Annotated in this window: 19 protein-coding genes and 1 tRNA gene; 15 read left to right on the top strand and 5 right to left on the bottom strand. The window is 66.7% G+C overall.

Translation table 11 applies throughout. The features are described 5' to 3' along the window. Positions 1 to 7 precede the first annotated feature (7 nt). The gene (locus tag V5F78_RS02055) at positions 8 to 679 is read right to left on the bottom strand and encodes an LON peptidase substrate-binding domain-containing protein (RefSeq protein WP_394068982.1); all 672 of its coding nucleotides are present in this window, start codon (positions 677 to 679) and stop codon (positions 8 to 10) included. A gap of 9 nt (positions 680 to 688) precedes the next feature. Continuing rightward, positions 689 to 1,618, bottom strand: a complete 930-nt coding sequence (gene trxA, locus V5F78_RS02050) for a thioredoxin (RefSeq protein WP_394068981.1) — start codon at positions 1,616 to 1,618, stop codon at positions 689 to 691. Positions 1,619 to 1,915: 297 nt separating this feature from the next. On the opposite strand from trxA, the gene smc reads away from it, so the two are divergent. From smc to V5F78_RS02015, 7 genes are all read left to right on the top strand, one after another. Further along, positions 1,916 to 5,368: a chromosome segregation protein SMC gene (gene smc, locus V5F78_RS02045; protein WP_394068979.1), complete on the top strand. Its 3,453-nt coding sequence runs from the start codon at positions 1,916 to 1,918 to the stop codon at positions 5,366 to 5,368. A gap of 164 nt (positions 5,369 to 5,532) precedes the next feature. Next, positions 5,533 to 5,919, top strand: a complete 387-nt coding sequence (locus tag V5F78_RS02040) for an AtpZ/AtpI family protein (RefSeq protein WP_394068977.1) — start codon at positions 5,533 to 5,535, stop codon at positions 5,917 to 5,919. Positions 5,920 to 6,004: 85 nt separating this feature from the next. Further along, on the top strand, positions 6,005 to 6,757 hold the full coding sequence (locus V5F78_RS02035) for a F0F1 ATP synthase subunit A (protein ID WP_348844429.1): 753 nt from the start codon (positions 6,005 to 6,007) through the stop codon (positions 6,755 to 6,757). A gap of 58 nt (positions 6,758 to 6,815) precedes the next feature. After that, complete coding sequence (locus tag V5F78_RS02030) at positions 6,816 to 7,043, top strand: F0F1 ATP synthase subunit C (RefSeq protein WP_348844428.1); 228 nt, start codon at positions 6,816 to 6,818, stop codon at positions 7,041 to 7,043. A 72-nt stretch (positions 7,044 to 7,115) separates the two neighbouring features. After that, positions 7,116 to 7,817, top strand: coding sequence for a F0F1 ATP synthase subunit B (locus tag V5F78_RS02025; protein ID WP_394068975.1), 702 nt, complete (start codon positions 7,116 to 7,118; stop codon positions 7,815 to 7,817). A gap of 83 nt (positions 7,818 to 7,900) precedes the next feature. Beyond that, positions 7,901 to 8,392: a F0F1 ATP synthase subunit B family protein gene (locus tag V5F78_RS02020; RefSeq protein ID WP_394068973.1), complete on the top strand. Its 492-nt coding sequence runs from the start codon at positions 7,901 to 7,903 to the stop codon at positions 8,390 to 8,392. Positions 8,393 to 8,561: 169 nt separating this feature from the next. Next, positions 8,562 to 9,845 (top strand): SGNH/GDSL hydrolase family protein, encoded by a 1,284-nt coding sequence (locus V5F78_RS02015; protein WP_394068972.1) that lies wholly within the window; start codon positions 8,562 to 8,564, stop codon positions 9,843 to 9,845. Between the two features lie 167 nt (positions 9,846 to 10,012). On the opposite strand, the gene V5F78_RS02010 is transcribed toward V5F78_RS02015, so the two are convergent. Further along, positions 10,013 to 10,471, bottom strand: a complete 459-nt coding sequence (locus V5F78_RS02010; RefSeq protein WP_394068970.1) for an Hsp20 family protein — start codon at positions 10,469 to 10,471, stop codon at positions 10,013 to 10,015. Between the two features lie 283 nt (positions 10,472 to 10,754). Between V5F78_RS02010 and V5F78_RS02005 the strand changes: the two genes are divergently transcribed. Both V5F78_RS02005 and V5F78_RS02000 read left to right on the top strand, forming a co-directional pair. Continuing rightward, positions 10,755 to 11,117, top strand: coding sequence for a hypothetical protein (locus tag V5F78_RS02005; protein WP_394068969.1), 363 nt, complete (start codon positions 10,755 to 10,757; stop codon positions 11,115 to 11,117). A 127-nt stretch (positions 11,118 to 11,244) separates the two neighbouring features. Further along, the gene (locus V5F78_RS02000; protein WP_394068967.1) at positions 11,245 to 12,195 is read left to right on the top strand and encodes an alpha/beta fold hydrolase; all 951 of its coding nucleotides are present in this window, start codon (positions 11,245 to 11,247) and stop codon (positions 12,193 to 12,195) included. A 6-nt stretch (positions 12,196 to 12,201) separates the two neighbouring features. On the opposite strand, the gene hisN is transcribed toward V5F78_RS02000, so the two are convergent. Continuing rightward, positions 12,202 to 12,984 (bottom strand): histidinol-phosphatase, encoded by a 783-nt coding sequence (gene hisN / locus V5F78_RS01995; RefSeq protein WP_394068965.1) that lies wholly within the window; start codon positions 12,982 to 12,984, stop codon positions 12,202 to 12,204. A gap of 1,148 nt (positions 12,985 to 14,132) precedes the next feature. Beyond that, a complete protein-coding gene (locus tag V5F78_RS01990) occupies positions 14,133 to 15,023 on the bottom strand; it encodes an N-formylglutamate amidohydrolase (RefSeq protein WP_394068963.1) in 891 nt (296 codons plus the stop codon). 177 nt (positions 15,024 to 15,200) lie between these two features. Here V5F78_RS01990 and cpdR point away from each other — a divergent pair, with 177 nt between their 5' ends. From cpdR to V5F78_RS01960, 6 genes are all read left to right on the top strand, one after another. After that, positions 15,201 to 15,563 carry a cell cycle two-component system response regulator CpdR gene (gene cpdR, locus V5F78_RS01985; RefSeq protein WP_348844419.1) on the top strand — a complete coding sequence of 121 codons (363 nt, stop codon included), beginning with the start codon at positions 15,201 to 15,203 and terminating at the stop codon, positions 15,561 to 15,563. A 72-nt stretch (positions 15,564 to 15,635) separates the two neighbouring features. Next, a tRNA-Val gene (locus V5F78_RS01980) sits at positions 15,636 to 15,710 on the top strand. A gap of 182 nt (positions 15,711 to 15,892) precedes the next feature. Further along, a complete protein-coding gene (hmuQ, locus tag V5F78_RS01975) occupies positions 15,893 to 16,216 on the top strand; it encodes a heme-degrading protein HmuQ (protein WP_348844418.1) in 324 nt (107 codons plus the stop codon). 121 nt (positions 16,217 to 16,337) lie between these two features. Continuing rightward, positions 16,338 to 17,411, top strand: coding sequence for a ferrochelatase (gene hemH / locus V5F78_RS01970; RefSeq protein ID WP_394068961.1), 1,074 nt, complete (start codon positions 16,338 to 16,340; stop codon positions 17,409 to 17,411). Between the two features lie 317 nt (positions 17,412 to 17,728). Continuing rightward, positions 17,729 to 18,712 (top strand): SPFH domain-containing protein, encoded by a 984-nt coding sequence (locus V5F78_RS01965; protein WP_394068959.1) that lies wholly within the window; start codon positions 17,729 to 17,731, stop codon positions 18,710 to 18,712. A 6-nt stretch (positions 18,713 to 18,718) separates the two neighbouring features. Continuing rightward, a complete protein-coding gene (locus tag V5F78_RS01960) occupies positions 18,719 to 19,159 on the top strand; it encodes an NfeD family protein (protein ID WP_394068957.1) in 441 nt (146 codons plus the stop codon). The last annotated feature ends 19 nt before the right edge of the window (positions 19,160 to 19,178 follow it).

Here is a 19,178-nt window from a genome sequence, read left to right as displayed (position 1 = left end):
GCACCGCTTACTGGAGCGGTGCCTCGCCGTCTCCCGGCATGCGCGCCAGCATCATCTGGGTGATGGCGACCAGCATTTCGGCCCGCGCCTTGAGGTCCTGCGCTTCCAGCAGTGCCTGTTTTTCCAGCGCGCCATAAGGCGACATCACGGAAAGCGCGTTGACCAGAGTTTCCGTACCGGCCTGCTGGATGCCGTCCCAATCGGCTTCCAGCTGGTTCGCTTCCAGAAACGCGGCCAGCGCCGCGAGGAGCGCCGTGCGGTCCACCTCGTCCTCGCCCGCGCTCTCCTGGAAATCGTGCGCGTAAGAATGCGCGTCGATGGCGATCTGCCGGTAGGGCGTGGCGACATCGAGATCGGCGCCCACCTTGAAGCGGCAGATGCCCGACAAGGTGATGAGATAGCGCCCGTCACCGGTCTCGCTGAACTGGGTGATGCGCCCGATGCAGCCGACCTGGAACAGCATCGGCCCGTGCGCCCCCTCGGGCTTGCTCTCGTCCGGCTGGACCATGGCGATCAGGCGCTCGCCCGCGAGCGCATCGTCGATCATCTCAAGATAGCGCGGCTCGAAGATATTGAGCGGCAGTTCGGCACGTGGCAGCAGCAAGGCTCCCGCGAGCGGGAACACCGGCAAGGTTGCCGGCAGGTCCGCCGGCGCATGATAGGAGCGATGCTTGGCCACGCGCGTCCCTTAAGCGAACAAAATCGCGGAAAGCTTCTTGCGGCCGGTGACGGTCGACGGATCGGTCGGTCCCCAGGCCTCGAAGAATTGCACCAATTGCTTGCGCGCCCCATCCTCGTTCCAGGCGCGGTCGCGTTTGACGATTTCCAGCAGATGGGCGAGCGCCTGATCGCGCAGGCCCTTGGCATTGAGCGCGACCGCAAGGTCGAACCGGGCCTGATGGTCGGTGGGATCGGCATTGACCTTGGCTTCGAGCGGGGCGGCATCGCCCAGCGCTGCGGCCTGCTCCGCCAGATCGAGCGCCGCCCGCGCGGCGGTGATGGCGCTGTCGCTCTGCTTGGCGGCGGGAATGCTCGCGAGCGTTTCCTTCGCCTCTTCCAGGGCGCCGGCCAGCACCTGCGCGCGCACGAAACCGCCGAGTGCCTTCAGGTTTTCCGGATCTTCCGACAGGATATGGGCGAACACTTCCGCCGCGCCCGCCGCATCGCCCTCCGCCAATGCGGCCTCGCCGGCAGCGAGCAGTTCGGCGGCGTCCGGGTTCAGTGCCCCACCCAGCAGCCGCTCGATGAAGGACTTCACCTGGCCTTCCGGCAGCGCGCCCATGAAGCCGTCGACCGGCTGGCCGTTGACGAAGGCATAGACGGTGGGAATGGACTTGATGCCAAGCTTTCCGGCAACCGCCGGATGGTCGTCGATATTCATCTTGACCAGCTTGACCTTGCCCTTGGTGGCCTTCACCGATTTCTCGATGATCGGGCCAAGGGTCTTGCAGGGGCCGCACCATGGCGCCCAGAAATCCACCAGCACCGGGCGGCGCTTGGACTCCTCGATCACGTCCGCCATGAAGGTCTGGGTGGTCGTCTCGGTGACCAGATCGTCGCCGGCGCCGAGAGCGCCAGCAGCCGCATCATTGGCTGCGCCTGCTTGATTGAACAGCATGGGCCTGTCCTTCGAAAACTCTTTTGGGTCTCGCTCCGCCCTTAGATGGGCGTTCCGGGGCGCGACGCAATCTCATCCGCTGAGCTTCTAGCCGCAAATCCCGCGCGCCGCCATGCTTGCGGGCGCCAAATCGCCCGCCGCCCGTCCCCAACGGCAGGAGCACGCCTGTGCACGCACCTGCAGGCTGTGGATCATCGCGATTGCAAGCCCGGCCGGGTGCGGCGCGCCTTGCCCTTGGCGCGTGCGACGGGCACGCTGTTTGACCAAGGCCACGGGGATTGGCAAAACCGCCGCATAATGAAATTCACCCGCCTGCGGCTCGTCGGTTTCAAAACCTTCGTCGAGCCCTCCGACATGCTGATCGAGCCCGGCCTCACCGGGGTGGTGGGGCCGAACGGCTGCGGCAAGTCCAATCTGGTCGAGGCGATGCGCTGGGTGATGGGCGAAAGCTCGCACAAGGCGTTTCGCGCCAATGACATGGACGACGTCATTTTCGCCGGCACCACGGGGCGGCCGGCGCGCAACACCGCCGAAGTGGTGCTGCATCTCGACAATAGCGACCGCACGGCGCCCGCCGGCTTCAACGATGCCGACCATCTGGAAGTGGTGCGCAAGATCGACCGCGGCCAGGGCTCGCATTACCGAATCAACGGCCGCGACGTGCGCGCCCGCGACGTGCATTTGTTGTTCGCCGACGCCTCCACCGGCGCCCGCTCGCCGGCCCTGGTGCGTCAGGGACAGATCGGCGAGATCGTCGGCGCCAAGCCCGCCGCCCGGCGGCGTATCCTGGAGGAGGCGGCCGGCGTCGCCGGCCTGCACGCGCGCCGTCACGAGGCGGAGGTGCGCCTGAAGGCGGCCGAGCAGAATCTGCTGCGGCTGGACGATGTCATCACCCAGATGTCGGCCCAGGTGGAGAGCTTGCGCCGGCAGGCCAAGCAGGCGGTCCGCTATCGCGCGGTGGCCGAGGAAATCCGCCGCAATGAGGCGACCTTGTTCTGGCTGCGCTGGAGCGAGGTTGTGCGCACCCTTGCCGAGGGCGAGCGCGCGCAGGAAGCCGCGGTGCGCGAAAGCGCCGAGCGCACCCGCGCCCAGGCGGAAGCCGCCCGCCTCCAGGCCATCGCCGCCCACGAATTGCCGCCCCTGCGCCAGGCCGATGTGGAGGCCGCCGCCGCGCTCCAGCGCCTGACCCTCGCGCTCGGCGAACTGGACAAGGAAGAAAGCCGCATCGCCGCCCGCCGGCAGGATCTGGAGCGCCGCCTTGCTCAATTGACGCAGGACATGGTGCGTGAGGACGCGCTGTCGGCCGATGCCTCCGGCGTGCTCGCCCGCCTCGCGGAAGAAGCCGCCGAGCTCGCCGACGCGCAGGCCGACGCGGCGATGCAGGAAAGCGAGGCTGCCGAAGCCTTGGCGGAGGCCGAAGCCCGCCTCGCCGAGGCCGAGGAGATGCTGGAGGCGCAGACCGCCAGCTTCGCCGATCTCGGCGCCCGCCGCACCGCACTGGATACCAACTTGCGCGATATCCGCGCGCGCCTCCTGCGCAATGCCGCCGAGCGCGCCTCGGTGGATGCGGAGGAGCAGCGGCTGATGAAGGAATCCGGCGCCGATATGCTGGACGCCCGCCGCGAGGACGCATTGATCGCCCGCGAGCGCCTGGAGGCGGCGGAAGAATCCGCACTCGAAGCCGAGGCAGAGCAGGCCGACGCACGGCGCGCCTTGGAAGCCTTGCGCCCCGGCGCCGCCGATGCGGAGCGTGCCTTCGGACGGCTCGATGCCGAAGCGCGCACGCTGGAAAAGCTGCTGCAGGCCTCCGACGCCCGCTTTCCCCCCGTCGCCGACCTGCTGCATGTGGACAAGGGCTATGAAATCGCCCTCGGCGCGGCCCTTGGCGACGATCTCGACCTGCCGGTGGCCGCGGATGCTCCGGCGCGCTGGGCCGGCGCCGATTTCGACGCGCTCGACTCCGCCCTGCCGCCCGAGGCCGAATCGCTTGCCGCCCATGTGCGCGGCGCCCCCGCCCTCGCCCGGCGCCTCGCCCAGGTGGGCATCGTTCCGCGCGCGGACGGGGCACGGCTTCAGAAGAGGCTCAAGCCCGGACAGCGGCTGGTCTCGCGCGAGGGGGACCTGTGGCGCTGGGACGGCGTACTCGCCGCCGCCGACGCGCCCACCGCCGCCGCCCGCCGGCTCGCCGAGCGCAACCGCCTGGCCGACCTGCATGCCGAGGTGGAGGAGGCACGCGCCGCCCTCGATGCCGCGCGCGCGGCGCTCGCGGCCCAGGAAACCCGCCTCAAATCCGCGGCGGCCCAGGAAGCCCAGGCCCGCGAAGCACGGCGCACGGCCCAGCGCGCCGCCGATCTGGCACGCGAGGCGGAAGCTGCCGCCGAGCGCAAGGCCGCCCAGCACATGGCGCGCCTCTCGGCTCTCGGAGAAGCCCGGACCCGAATCGCCGCCGCCCGCGCGGAAGCCGAAGACGCCCAGCGCCGGGCCGAATCGGAGCTTGCCGCCCTCGATTCGCCCGCCTTGGTGGAAGCCGCCCTCGCCCAGGCCCGCGCCCAGGCGGCTCAGGGGCGCGCCGCGCTGGCCGAAGCCCGCGCCGCCCATGCGGCATTGCTGCGGGAGCGCTCCGCCCGCGTGCGGCGGCTTGAAGCGATCGCCGCCGAGGAGCGCTCCTGGAACCAGCGCGCCGGCGGCGCCGGGGAGCGCATCGCCGCTTTGGAGGCCCGGCGCGCGGAGGCGCAGGCAGCCCTGGAGGATACCGAGGAAGCCCCGGCCGAGCTCGGCCGTCAGCGCCGCATCCTCATGAGCGAGTTGGAGAAAGCCGAAGCCGCCCGCCGCGCCGCGGCCGATCGCCTGGTGGCGGGCGAGGCAGCTCAGGCGGCCGCCGACCGCGCCGCCCGCGACACGCTGGAGGCCATGTCTGCCGCGCGCGAGGAGAACGCCCGCGCCGAGGCGCGGCTTGACGCCCTGCGCCAGCGCCGCGACGACCTCATGCGGGAGATCGCCGACGCGCTCGAAGGCCCGCCCGAGACCGCGCGCGTGCAATCCGGGCTGGAGCCCGGCGCACCCTTGCCGGAGCTTGGCGCCATCGAGGCCGCGCTGGAGCGGGCGCGGCGCGACCGCGAACGGCTCGGCGCGGTGAATTTGCGCGCCGAACTGGAGCTTCAGGAGGCGGAGGGCCAGCATGGCAATCTCGCCGGCGAACGCGACGATCTGATCGAGGCCATCAAGCGCCTGCGCGCCGGCATCCAGAGCCTGAACCGCGAGGCGCGCGAACGCCTGCAGGCGTCGTTCACGGTGGTCGACGGCCATTTCCGCAAATTGTTCGACACGCTGTTCGGCGGCGGCGAGGCACAATTGGTGCTGACCGACGCTGAAGACCCGCTGGAAGCCGGGCTGGACATCATTGCCAAGCCGCCCGGCAAGAAGCCGCAGACGCTCTCCCTGCTCTCGGGCGGCGAGCAGGCGCTGACCGCCATGGCGCTGATCTTCGCCGTGTTCCTGACGAATCCCGCGCCGATCTGCGTGCTCGACGAGGTGGACGCGCCCCTCGACGATGCCAATGTGGAGCGATTCTGCGCGCTGATGGACGAAATGACGCGCCTGACCGACACGCGTTTTCTCGTCATCACCCATAATCCCATTTCGATGGCGCATATGGATCGTTTGTTCGGGGTCACAATGGCGGAGCGCGGCGTTTCCCGGCTCGTTTCGGTGGATCTCCAGGCGGCCGAGAGGTTACGCGAGGTGAGTTAAACGTGTCGGCCACGATGTCGCACAACGCATTTTTTATATATATTTCAATTAGTTATATGTAGCCACCTTCGCCTTGACACCCCATTTTGGCGCAACTATGGTGCGGCGCGGTTTCGGTGCTGAGATCGTCGGATCCATCTTCATTCGAAGCCGGAGTTTTCAGCATGCCGGAGGGTTCGGGCTCCGATCATCGGACACCTGACGGACGACCTGGAAAGCAGGCGAACGAAGAGGCGGATTCCGCCCTCTCCGAGCGTCTTCAGCGGCTCAATGCCGCGCTTGACAAGGCTCGGCCGAAAGACCAATCGCAGCCGGCGGGTTCACGGAACGATACGTCCACATCCTCTGGAATGGCCATGGCCTTCCGTTTGGGATCGGAGTTCGTTGCCGGGGTTCTGGTGGGGGCACTCATTGGCTGGGGCATCGACACCGTCTTCGACGTGGCGCCCTGGGGAATGCTTGTTTTCACTTTGGTTGGTTTCGGCGCCGGCGTGATGAACATGCTGCGGGCGGCGGGCGAGACCGGCAAAAAAAGCGGCCCGAAGGCGTGAGCCCGAGGGGTCGCATCCTTTTTCGCGGCGCAAGCCGTTGGTTTGGCACGGCTCTCGCGAGCCGCTTGAGACAGAGGCGAGTCGGATGAACATTGATCCGATCCACCAGTTTGAAGTGCAACGTTACGCGGACCTGCTGAGGGTCAGCGGCGTCTCGTTCTCCTTCACCAACGCCTCCGCCTTCATGATCGGGATCGTCGGGGCGATCTTCCTGTTCCTCACCTTCGCCACGCGTGGCCGCACCCTGGTGCCGGGCCGCATGCAGTCGGTGGCGGAGATGAGTTACGAATTCATCGCCAAGATGGTTCGAGACTCAGCCGGCAACGAAGGCATGGTGTTCTTCCCGCTGGTGTTCTCGCTCTTCATGTTCGTGTTCGTGGCCAATGTTATCGGCCTCGTGCCCTACACCTTCACCATCACCGCCCATATCATCGTGACGGCTGCCCTCGCGCTGCTGGTGATCGGCACCGTGGTGATCTACGGCTTCTGGCGCCACGGCACCCACTTCCTGCACCTGTTCGTGCCGTCGGGCGTACCGAGCTTCCTGCTCCCGTTCGTCGTGTTGATCGAGGTGGTGTCGTTCCTCTCGCGCCCCATCAGCCTGTCGCTGCGTCTGTTCGCCAACATGCTGGCCGGCCATATCGCGCTGAAGGTGTTCGCCTTCTTCGTCGTCGGCCTGTCCTCGGCGGGCATTGCCGGCATGTTCGGCGCGACGTTGCCCTTCTTCATGATCGTGGCGCTCACCGCGCTCGAGCTTCTGGTCGCGGTGCTGCAGGCCTATGTGTTTGCGGTTCTCACCTCGATCTATCTCAACGATGCGGTCCACCCCGGGCACTGACCCGGACCGCCATCGCAACCCCAATACCACCCAAGCGTGTTTTTCAAGGAGCAGAACAATGGAAGCGGATGCTGCAAAGTTCCTGGGCGCCGGTATCGCCTGCCTGGGCATGGGCCTGGCCGGCATTGGCGTCGGTAACATCTTCGGAAACTTCCTCTCCGGCGCCCTGCGTAACCCCTCGGCCGCCGACGGCCAGTTTGCCCGCGCCTTCATCGGCGCCGCGCTCGCGGAAGGTCTCGGCATCTTCTCGCTGGTCGTCGCGCTGGTTCTGCTCTTCGTCGCCTGATCCGCGCACGAGAGAAATGCGGCTTCGGGCCTTCGCCCGGAGCCTGATGGACAAGAAACGGGCGGGCGAGCCATGACCAAGACATGGAAGCTGACTGTTGCAGCCGCACTGATGGGACTGGCCCTCGCGGCGGCTCCGGCGGTGGCATCGGACAGCGCAAAACCTTCGTCCGGCCCGGCCGGAGCTGTCGTCGCGCAGCAGGATCATGGCGCGTCCACCGGCGCCCATGTGGCCGAGGTCGTCGGCGAAGCGGCACACAGCGGCGAACACAAGGGCGGCTTCCCGCCGTTCAACCCCGCGACCTTCGGCTCGCAGCTGGCATGGCTGGCCGTGAGCTTCGGCGTTCTCTATCTCCTCATGAGCCGGGTCACCTTGCCCCGGATCGGCCGGATCCTGGAGGAACGTCATGACCGGATCGCCCGCGATCTGGCTGAGGCATCCCAGCGGCGCGCCGAAAGCGAAGCCGCGCAGATCGCCTACGAAAAGGCGCTGACGGAAGCGCGCAGCAAGGCCAATGCCATTGCTGGCGAGGCCCGCAACCGCCTCAATGCCGAGACCGAGACCAACCGCAAGAGCCTGGAAGCGGCGCTGACGGTGAAGCTCGAAGAGGCCGAGGCGCGCATCTCCACCACCAAGACCAATGCTCTCTCCCATGTGCGCGGCATCGCCGTGGACACGGCGCAGACCATCGTGAACACCCTGGTCGGCACCACGCCCGCCCAGCAGGACATTGAAAGCGCGGTGGATCAGGTGCTCAGCCGCAAGGCCGCCTGAACCCAGCGACCCAGCAGAGCCCCCGTGGTGCGCCAGGCACCTCGGGGAATTGAAATCGAGACGACGGGCGATCGAGGACTGCCATGAACGAGATGCAACTCGCGGAGCTTTGGGTCGCCATTGCCTTCGTCGTTTTCGTGGCGATCCTGCTGTATGCCGGTGTCCATCGCAGCATCGCGGGCGCGCTCGACAGCCGCGGCACCCGCATCGCCGCCGAGCTGGACGAAGCCCGGCGCCTGAAGGAAGAAGCCCAGAAGCTGGTGGCCGAATATAAGCGCAAGCAGCGCGAGGCCGAGGCCGAAGCCGAATCCATCGTCACCGCAGCCAAAGCCGAAGCCGAGCGCCTCGCCGCCGAGACCAAGGCCAAGCTGGAAGATTTCATCGCCCGCCGCACCCGCATGGCGGAAGAGAAGATTGCCCAGGCGGAAAGCCAGGCCGTGGCCGACGTGAAGGCCTTCGCCGCCGACGCCGCGGTGAAGGCCGCCGAGCATCTGCTGACCGGCAGCGTCACCGGAAACCTGGCCGAGCGCCTCATCGGCAGCGCTATTTCGGATGTGAAGGCCAAGCTCAACTGAGCTTCTGGCGCCTGATCGCGGGCCTCGCCCGCAGACAAACCTAAGCCTTCGCAAGCACAATCGGCCGCCTCTCCGAGGCGGCCTTTTTGTTGGTACCGGGTACGCGCCGTGCGCCCCGCACCGCCGACGCGGTCTTGAAACAGCCGCCCTCCTGCGTCAAAGCTGAGACATGAAACGCTCGCAGCCGCTTTTCGCGCTTTCGCTCGGCCTTGGGCTCCTCGGCCGCGTCGGGAACGGGCGCGCCCGCCTGCATTTTCCATTTGCGGCAATCGCGCTGCTCGCGCTCGCGTTTCTGTCCCTCTCGTCCGCCGCATTTGCGCAGGATCTGCGCCCGCCCGGCGTGGTCCCCGGCGCCGGAGGCGCCCAGCCGTTCAATCTGTTTGGCGGATGGTTTGCTCCGCCGCGCCAAGCCGTGCCCGTCCAGCCCCCCGCTCCCAAGCGGGTCGCTCCTCCGCCGGAGCCGGAGGGGGTGGTGCACGCCTCGCTCGCCGATGCGGTGGAGGGCAAGAAGCAGCCGCCGACGAAATTCGTGCTCGTTCTTGGCGACCGGACCGCCGCCCAGCTCGCCCAAGGCTTGGCGGATGCCTATGTCACCGACCGCAGCAGCCCCGCCGTGATTGGCGTGACCGACGATGAAAGCGGGTTTCTCGCGCCCACCGCGCCCGGCGGCACCGATTGGCTGACGCGAGGCCCGGAGGCCATCGGCGCCGCGCGACCGAACGGCGTGGTCCTTGCCCTGGGCGCCAACGACCTCCAGCCGATTGCCGATGGCGACACCAAGGTGGAGCCGCTGAGCGATCGCTGGCAGGAACTCTATGCCAAGCGCGTCGCCGATGTGCTCGGCTCGCTGCGCGCACGTACGGGAAACATCATCCTCGTCGGCCTCGCGCCGGTGCAGAATCCCACCGTGTTCGCTGATTACGAGAAGCTGAACGACGTGCTGCGGGCACAGGCCGTGCGCGCCGGCGTGGTGTTCGCGCCGGTATGGGACGGGTTTGTGGATGACGACGGAAAATATGCCGCTTCCGGCGCGGCGGTGGACGGGCAGCGCCGACGCCTGAGGTTCAATGACGGAATCAGGTTCACCCGCGCCGGTGCGCGCAAGCTTGCTTTCTTCACCCAGAAGGACCTGACGCGCTTCCTCTCCGAAGCACCGCGAATCGAGGAGCCCCAGGGCGCGGATGGACGATCCGGGCCGCTCTCGCTCAGCGACATCGCGCGTGGCGCCAGCACCCTGGCGGGTGGACCGTCATCGGCGGTCGCTCCCATCGCGGTGAAGCTTCAGCCGAACGAAGCCGCGCGCGCTTTGCTGGAAGGCACGCCCATGCCGGTGGTGCCCGGGCGCGCGGACGATTATTCCTGGCCTCCCGGCACGGCAGCGGCCGCGGCCGCGGCCGCTGCGCCGTCGCCGCCGGTGGATGACCGCAATCCCGTGCAGGCCCCCCCGCCATGACAAAACGGCGTGCCGTGGGGCACGCCGTCTGAGGCACCTTTTCGCGCAGCTTACGCCCGCCGCGGAGAGGAACGCCGAACAAGGGAATGGCGCGCCTCAGTCCGCGACGGGGGAAACGCGCAAGCGCCCCGGCTGTCGCCGGAGCGCCTAAGCCCACGCCGAAGCGATCAGGCCGCCTTGGCTTCGAGCACCTGGTTGGGCGTGCCGGAGGTGATGGCAATGGTCCGGGGCTTCTTCGCCTCGGGAATGTTGCGCACCAGCTCAACGTGCAACAGGCCATTCTCCAGGCTCGCGCCCTTTACTTCCACATGGTCGGCCAGCTGGAAGCGGCGCGCGAACGCGCGGGCCGCGATGCCGCGATACAGCACCTGCGCACCTTCCGCCTCCGGCTCGGCAGCTTTTTCGCCGCGCAGGGTGAGCACATTCTCGTTCACCTCGATCGACAGTTCAGCCGGGGTGAAGCCGGCAACCGCGACCGTGATGCGATACGCATTCTCGCCCGTCCGCTCGATATTGTACGGCGGATAAGTAGGCGCTGCCTCGACGCCGCCGGCGGCGTCCAGAAGCGAAAACACGCGGTCGAAGCCGACGGTGTTGCGATACAGGGGGGAAAGATCAAGACGCATAGCATATCCTCCTCAAGCGACATGCAGGACCCGCCGAAGCCGGGTCCGATGAACGCGCCGTCGTGATGACCGGCGCTGCAAATCATGTGGGAAGGCGTATTTTCGCCGTCAAGAGGGCCCGCGCACCGCACGCGAAACGTGCGCAGATGAACAGTGCCTGAACAGCGGCGTTGGCGCGCATTCACCCAATCAGTCTATAATCGGAACGTCGGAATGGGGCGCCGGCCTTAATCACGCACTCTCTGCGGGAGATATGCGGATGTGGCATCCTATTGCCCCCGGCATGGCCGCCGCGCTGTTGATGGGCGCGCTGCTCGCGGGGCCGGCGCAGGCACAGGTTGTGGGGCTCAGCCTGGGCGCTCCGTTTCGCGACGGCTCGACGGTCGGCATCGCCACGACGGCGCCGGCCTATGCGCCCTATCTCGGGCCCGTCCCTCACAAAAAGCCGCCGGCCAATCTCGCCGCGCTGCTGGAGAGCCTGAGGGCGCGCGGCTTTTCCCACTTCACCGATGTCCACCAGAAAGGCGGCAACGTGATTTGCGAAGCCACCGGCCCCCGGCGGGAACGGGTCCGCCTGGTGGTTGATGCGACCACCGGCGAAATCAGCGGCGTGGTGGTGATCGGCTTTGGCGACAAGCGCTATTGAGCATGCGTTGTCGCGCGGCGCCTGAGCGTGTATCGCACTGAGACGCCGGTTCGATCCGCCTTTTCCGCCAGGAGAAGGCGAAGCCCGGCCTCCCGCATCTGTGCAGTTTCTCGGGCCGGCGCGCGTCATGACCCTCTACCCGACAGCATCAAATCCGGTCCCCGAAGGCGCCGTGAGCGGCCATGTGACCAGCGAGGACGCCGTCCGCATCCGCTTCGCCCGCTGGTTGCCGCTGGAGGGAACCCAGCGGCGCGGCACCGTGACGATTTTCTCCGGCCGCACGGAATTCATCGAGAAATATTTCGAGGTGGTGCGCGAGCTGCGCGCGCGGGGCTTTGCCGTGGCGATTCTCGACTGGCGCGGACAGGGCGGCTCGGAACGCCTGCTGCGCAACCCGCGTAAGGGCCATGTGGCGAGCTTCGCCGAGTATCAACGCGATCTGGCGGCGGTCGTGCGGGACGTGGTTCTGCCCGATTGCCCGGCGCCCCATTTCGCCCTGGCCCATTCCATGGGCGGGGCCATCTTCCTGGAAACCGTCCTCGCCGGGCACCGCTGGTTCGATCGGGCGGTGATCACCGCCCCGATGGTGGAATTGCAGCTGGTGCGGTTTTCCTCGGTGCTGCAGCCGGCGGCGCGGCTGCTGGCGCACATGGGCTTCTCCCGCGCCTTCGTGCCCGGCGGCGGGAGCCGCGCCACCACCTCCGGCCCGTTCGCTCGCAACCCCGTGACGTCCGATCCCAAGCGCTATGCCCGCGCGGCGGAGATTGTGGAGGCCCATCCCCAGCTCGGCCTCGGCGCGCCGACCATCGGATGGATGAATGCCGCTTATGAGACGATGGCGCACCTGATGGCGCCGGAAACCGTGCGCCGCATCCGCCAGCCGCTCCTGATCGTCGCGGCGGGGGCGGATTCGATCGTCTCCAACACCGCCGTCGAGCATCTGGCGGCGCGGCTCATCGCCGGCGCGCAGGTGGTGGTGCCGGCAAGCCGGCATGAGATCCTGATGGAGCGCGACATCTTCCGCGCCCAGTTCTGGGCCGCGTTCGACGCCTTCATCCCCGGTAGCGCGCCCTATTGAAGGGCTTCAACCGTTGAGAACGGCGAGCGCCTGGGCGTGAACCGCCGCGCTGCCGGCCGCCACCACACGCCCCCCCGCGACCGGCGAGCCGCCTTCCCAGCTGGTCACGATGCCGCCGGCGCCTTCGATGATCGGCACCAGGGCGATCACGTCATGGTCCTGGAGGCCGGTTTCGATCACCAGGTCCACCAAGCCGGCGGCGACCATGCAATAGGCATAGCAATCGCCGCCATAGCGCGAGAGGCGGACCTTCTCCTCCACGCGTTCGAAGGCCGTACGATCGGCGCCGTTCATCAGGCGGGGACTGGTGGTGAACAACACGGCGTCTTCCAGCCGCTGGCAATCACGCGCCGTGAGCACCCGCGCGCCCGCCGGGCCCTGGTAATGGGCAGACGCCCCGTCGCCGAAGAAGCGCTCCTGGATGAAGGGCTGGTGCATCATGCCGTACACGGGCTTGCCGTGCTTGAGCAGGCCGATCAGCGTGCCCCAGGCCGGCAGGCCGGCGATGAAGGATTTCGTGCCGTCGATGGGATCGAGCGCCCACACATAAGCAGCGTCGGTGCGCTCGTTGGCGAATTCCTCGCCGATGATGCCGTGGCCGGGAAAATGCGCGTTGATCAGGCGGCGCATCACCTGCTCGGCGGCGCGGTCGGCCTCGGTCACCGGATCGAAGGCCGTTCCGCCGCTCTTGTCCTCCACGCCGATTGCGGTGCGGAAGAACGGCAGGATGGCGCGGCCCGACTCCGTTGCGAGCTGATGAACGAAAGCATCAATGGCGACGGCGGTCATGGGCGGCTCTCCGAGGGGCGCGCCTTGCTTAGAGCAACTCGCGCCGCAGGAGAAGGCGGCGGCCGGCGTGTTTCCCACGGGCGCAAAGCCAACGGCGCGCGTCGGCACGGCGAATGCGGGCGCCCGCGAGGTTCAAAAGGATTAGAATCGGCGCCGTGCCAGAGCCGACCCGGGACACAGGGGACGGTGAATTCTACGGCATTTCCTTTGGTAAAGTCGCCCCTGCATTGAGCGGACGATCGCAAGCCATTGGAAATGCTAAAGAGTTTACTTTCTGAGCACGCTTAAAATATGAGCAGAGAGCCGGCTTGATGCAGATGGGGAAGGAGCCCATATTGATGCGGCGCGGTATTGCTTGCTGCGATGCCGCTGCCCTCCTTGGGCGTTTCCTCCCTAGACTTGGGCCGCTCCGATATTCGTGAGCGGCCCCTTTCTTTTGCGGCCTTTGCGGCCGTCTTCCCCTCTAAATCTCAAGTCCTCGATCCGGCCGTTGGCGCGCCCGATCTGGATTTCGCGGTCGGGTTAACCCCTCGCGCGCGGCGTGTGCGCCACGCCATGCCGCCCCTCTTCCGACAGTCCGCTCTCCCGGCGCGCGATTCGGTGAGAAGTACCGAACCGCTAACCTCCGAGAACGAGCCACTCCCGCTCAAAAACCCCCGCGCCCGATCATTGGTAATCTGAAACCGCAGGGCATGGTTGGCCACCCCTGTCCGCCCCAAAACCTGTTGCCCAAATGACACGCGTGCGCCGCACTGTGCCGATTTGAGCCGTTTCGGACCGGTTGAATTGATTATTTTGTCTACCACCGCTTGAAAATGCGCCCGCTACGCACCGCTGAATTGACCAAAACGCCTTATTAAACAAAGACTTATTCTGGTATACAAGAGTGCGACAAACGACCACTTGATTTTTGGCACCGCAATGGGCTATTGCTGCATTGCGACATGGCGATTGGCGTCGCTGTGTCGCTGCCCTCCTTGGGCGTTTCCTCCCTAGACTTGGGCCGTTCGCTCTGCGGGCGGCCCCTTTCTTTTTGAGCCGGCTGTATCGAGGCAATCGGCCTCCGAGGGCTATCTCTTTACGAAATCGCCCCGTGCGCAAATTCGTATATCTGCCATTCGAAAAACGCAAGGCACCTTTTTTATGCCTTATTCGGCAGCGGCCGCCCGCGGCCCCGTCAGTGCCTCCGCCGTGCGTGCGACAACCCCGGCCATCGCGGCGCAAAGGTCTGCCCGCACACGATAAAAATCTGCGGCGCGCTGATAGTTCGCCTCGTCCATATAGAGACCGCGATTGATTTCGATCTGCACGGCATGCAGGCCGGCCGCCGGATTTCCATAATGTTCGGTGATGTAGCCGCCCGCATAAGGCTTGTTGCGCACCACCGCATAGCCGCGCCCGGCCAGCTCCAGCTCCAGCGCGTCGGTGATGAAGCCGGCGCAGCTCGTGGCATAGCGGTCGCCCAGCACGATATCGGCGCGGGCGCCTTCCTCCCGGCCTGGACCAGAGGGCATGGAATGGCAATCCACCAGCACCACCGCCCCGAAACTGCGATGGGTGCGGGTGATGAGGCGCCGCAGCGCCTGATGATAGGGCTTGTAGAAGGTCTCGATGCGCTCAAGGCCCTCGCTCACCGTCAGGCGGCGAAAATAAATATCCTGCGCCTCGCCCACCACGCGCGCGATGGTGCCGAGCCCGCCCGAGACCCGCAGCGAACGGGTGTTGGCGAATGCCGGAAGGCGGCCTTCGAACATGCGCGGGTCGAGTTCGTAGGGCTCCCGGTTGAGATCCAGGAACGCGCGCGGAAACAGCGCCCGCATCAGGGGAAGGCCCCGTGAAACCACGTCCGCGAACAATTCGTCCACGAAACTGTCTTCCGAACGGCGCAGAGTGTCGAAATCGAGCCGCGTCTGCTCCATGAAGGCGCGCGGGTAGATTCGCCCGCTGTGCGGCGAATTGAACACGAACGGCGCCGTGACCGCCTCGGGAAGCAGGATATCGAAGGCCGGATCTATGGTATCGGCAAGGCAGGCTGTCATCGCGGGCTCAAATGATCGGTTGGTGAGCCGGCGGCCCGCATTATGATGCCCGGCGCGGCGGTGTTTTGGGAAGAGGCGAGAAGGTTCACTTCGAATTTACCCGAATGCGCGAAACAAGCCATGGACGCTGCAGCCAGAACGCCGACGGCGCAGCACATGTAACAAGGGGACGAAGGCGTGTCGAAGATCCTGCTCGCCGAAGACGATAATGACATGCGCCGCTTCCTCGTGAAGGCGTTGCAGAATGCGGGCTACCAGGTGGCCTCTTTCGACAACGGCCGGTCCGCCTATGAGCGCATGCGGGAAGAGCCGTTCGAACTGCTGCTGACCGATATCGTCATGCCGGAGATGGATGGCATCGAGCTGGCCCGGCGCGCCACCGAGCTCGATCCCGATCTCAAGGTCATGTTCATCACCGGCTTCGCCGCCGTGGCGCTGAACGCCGATGTGGAGGCGCCGCGCGAAGCCAAGGTGCTCTCCAAGCCGTTTCACCTGCGCGATCTGGTTTTTGAAGTCGGAAAAATGCTGGCCGCGGCGTGAGCGGGGGATATCCGCCGTCCACGCCTTGCATCGCTTAAAACTTGCCGATATAGAGGCCTCCTTCCAACGGATGGGCGCGTAGCTCAGCGGGAGAGCATCACGTTGACATCGTGAGGGTCACAGGTTCGATCCCTGTCGCGCCCACCATCCGGAAGCCTTTCATTATAGCCATTCTGATTTGCGCGGCGTCGTCTGGACATGCGCGCGCGCTGCTGCTTTCTCCCCTACCCTGACGTCCGCCGCCCGGCGGCGCCGCAAGGACCCGCGCCCGCCACTCGCCTCGCCGCAAGCGGGTCCCCGGGCGCACGGGGTGGGATGAGGAGAGACGCATGTACATTGCCATGAACCGCTTCAAGGTGAAGCAGGGGTCCGAGGCCGAGTTCGAGCGCGTCTGGCGCGAGCGCGACAGCTATCTCGCCACCGTGCCGGGTTTCGTCGCCTTCAACCTGCTCAAGGGGCCGCAGAAGGAGGACTACACCCTCTATGCCTCCCACACCCATTGGGCCTCGAAGGCGGATTTCGAGGGCTGGACGCGCTCGGAAGCGTTCCGCGCCGCCCATGCGAGCGCCGGCACCAATAAGGTGAACTACATCGGCCCGCCGGAATTCGAGGGCTTCGAATCCGTGCTCGCGCTGACGCCGAACGCGGCCTGAGGCTGCGGCGGTAGCGGAGCGCGCTGGCGCAATGGTGAACGCGGCCGCCGTCCGGCGCGGCTGCGTTTCGCATTGACCTTGCGCCCGCAAAGCCTCATCTCGCCTCGCAAGAGGAGAGACCATGACCCCGTCCCCCGCCCCCGCAGCCGCACCGTTCGGCGATGCCACCCATTTCCCGAAGGACCATCCGCCCGTGTCCTACGGGCGCATCGGCGTGCTGCTGGTCAATCTCGGCACGCCGGAAGCGACCGATTATTGGTCCATGCGCGCCTATCTGAAGGAATTCCTCTGGGACAAGCGCGTCATCGAGGTGAACCGGGCCCTGTGGTGGTTCATCCTCAACGCCATCGTGCTCACCAAGCGGCCTGGCCCCAAGGGCAAGGATTATGAGAGCATCTGGAACAAGGAGCGCAACGAGGGTCCGCTGAAGACCATCACCCGCTCCCAGGCCGAAAAGCTCGCCGCAAGCCTTGGCGGCACCGATGCCCGCATCGTGGTGGATTGGGCCATGCGCTACGGCAAGCCGCCCATCGGCGAGCGGATCGAAGCGCTGCAAAAGGCGGGCTGCGAGCGCATCCTGCTTGTGCCGCTCTATCCCCAATATGCCGCCGCGACCACCGCCACGGTCTGCGACAAGGCATTCGACAAGCTCAAGACCATGCGCTGGCAGCCGATCCTGCGCGTCGCCCCGCCCTGGCACGACGATCCGGTCTATATCGAGGCCGCCTGCGCGGCGCTGGAAGGGCACCTGGCGCAGCTCGATTTCGAGCCGGAGGTGATCCTCGCCTCGTTCCACGGCGTGCCGAAATCCTATCTGCTGAAGGGCGATCCCTATCATTGCCAGTGCGTGAAGACGGCCCGCCTCATGCGCGAGCGGCTCGGTTTCGCGCAGGAGAAATTCCGCCTCACCTTCCAGTCCCGCTTCGGCACCGAGGAATGGCTGCAGCCTTATACGGACAAGACCGTGGAGGCCCTGGCCAAGAGCGGCGTGAAGCGGCTCGCCATCGTCAATCCCGGTTTCACCGCCGATTGCCTGGAGACGCTGGAGGAGATCGGCGTCGAGAATGCCGAGATCTTCAAGCACAATGGCGGCGAGAAATTTGCGGCCATCCCGTGCCTGAACGATAGCGCCGAGGGCATGCGGGTGATCGAGGCCGTGGTGCGGCGCGAGCTGTCGGGCTGGATCGCCGGCTGAGTGCCCGCGCGGCCCGTCCCACAACGGGACGGCCGGCGCCTGATCGCGAACACGCCGGGAACAGAGCGCGCGCGAATCGCGGCCTTCGGAAAAAACGCGCTTCGTTCCCCGTGCCTCCCGCCCCGCGCCAGAGTCCCGCAGCGGGACGGCTCCGGACCGCGATCCGAACGGCCGGGGAACGAACCGCGTCCGAATCGCTGCGCCGGCTCGGATCCTCCTTTGTTCCGGGCCTGGCCACCGCCCGCTTGCGGCACGGCGAAGGGCGTGCCCATATCCCCCCGCCGCCCTGAAGCGCGGCGCTGCGCGGGAGACACGCCATGCCGTTCGGACTGAATGCGTTCGTGGTGGTTTTCCTGGTGCTGGTCATCGCCGTGGTATTCGCCGGCGTGAAGACCGTGCCCCAGGGTTACCAATTCACGGTCGAGCGGTTCCGCCGCTATACGCGCACGCTCTATCCCGGCCTCAACCTGATCGTTCCCTTCATCGACAGCATCGGCAAGAGGGTGAACATCATGGAGCAGGTCCATGATGTGCCCACCCAGGAAGTCATCACCAAGGACAATGCCACCGTCTCCGTGGATGGGGTGGTGTTCTACCAGGTGTTCGACGCCGCCAAGGCCAGCTATGAAGTCACGCTGCTCGATACGTCCATTATCGCCCTGACGACAACCAATATCCGTACCGTCATGGGATCCATGGACCTCGACCAATTGCTCTCCCACCGCGATGAGATCAACGAGCGTCTCCTGCGGGTGGTGGATGCGGCGGTTGCGAGCTGGGGCGTGAAGATCAACCGCATCGAGATCAAGGACATCGTCCCGCCCGCCGATCTCGTCGCCGCCATGGGCCGGCAGATGAAGGCGGAGCGCGAGAAGCGCGCCGTGATCCTGGAGGCCGAGGGCCAGCGCCAGTCGGAAATCCTGCGCTCTGAAGGCGAGAAGCAGGGCCAGATCCTGCAGGCCGAAGGACGGCGCGAGGCCGCCTATCGCGATGCCGAGGCCCGCGAGCGCCTCGCCGAGGCCGATGCCAAGGCGACCCAGATGCTCTCCACTGCCATCACGGCGGGCGATCCCGCCGCGCTGAATTATTATATCGCCGAGAAATATGTGAAGGCGTTTGAGACGCTCGCCGGCGCGCCCAACCAGAAGGTGGTGCTGATGCCTTACGAGGGCACGGCGCTGCTCTCCTCGCTCGCCGGCATCGGCGAGATCGCGCGCGGCGCGTTCGGTGGCGAGGATGGAAAATCCATCCGCCGCGCGGGTCCCACCGGCCCCTCCGCCGGCCCGGCGCGGGACGCCTGAGCCGCCATGGGCGAATGGCTCGAACAATCCAGCTGGAGCTGGTTCGTCATCGGCGGCCTGCTCCTGCTGGCCGAAGTGTTCCTGCCGGGCGTCTTCCTGCTCTGGCTCGGCCTCGCCGCGCTCGCCACGGGGGGCGTCGCGCTGCTCGTCGTGCTCTCATGGCAGACGCAGGTGATCGTGTTCGCGGGGCTTGCCCTGGTGGCGGTGCTGATCGCCCGGCAGATCACCCCTAAGCCCGACCAGGCGAGCGACCGCCCGTTTCTCAACCGCCGGGCGGAAGGCTATGTGGGGCGCGTGTTCACGCTGGAGCACGCGATCCAGCAAGGCATCGGGCGGGTGCGCATCGACGACACCATCTGGCGGGTCGAGGGCCCCGACTTGCCCATGGGCGCGCAGGTGAAGGTGGTGGCGGCTGACGGCCCGGTGCTGCGCGTGGAGCCGGTCTGAGCGCGCGGCCGGCGCACGC

This window comes from Roseixanthobacter glucoisosaccharinicivorans, from assembly GCF_043195095.2.
In the GTDB taxonomy this organism is placed as follows: Bacteria; Pseudomonadota; Alphaproteobacteria; order Rhizobiales; family Xanthobacteraceae; genus NCEH01.
The sequence above is the reverse complement of the archived record's forward strand: the minus strand, read 5'-3'. Positions and strand labels throughout refer to the sequence as shown.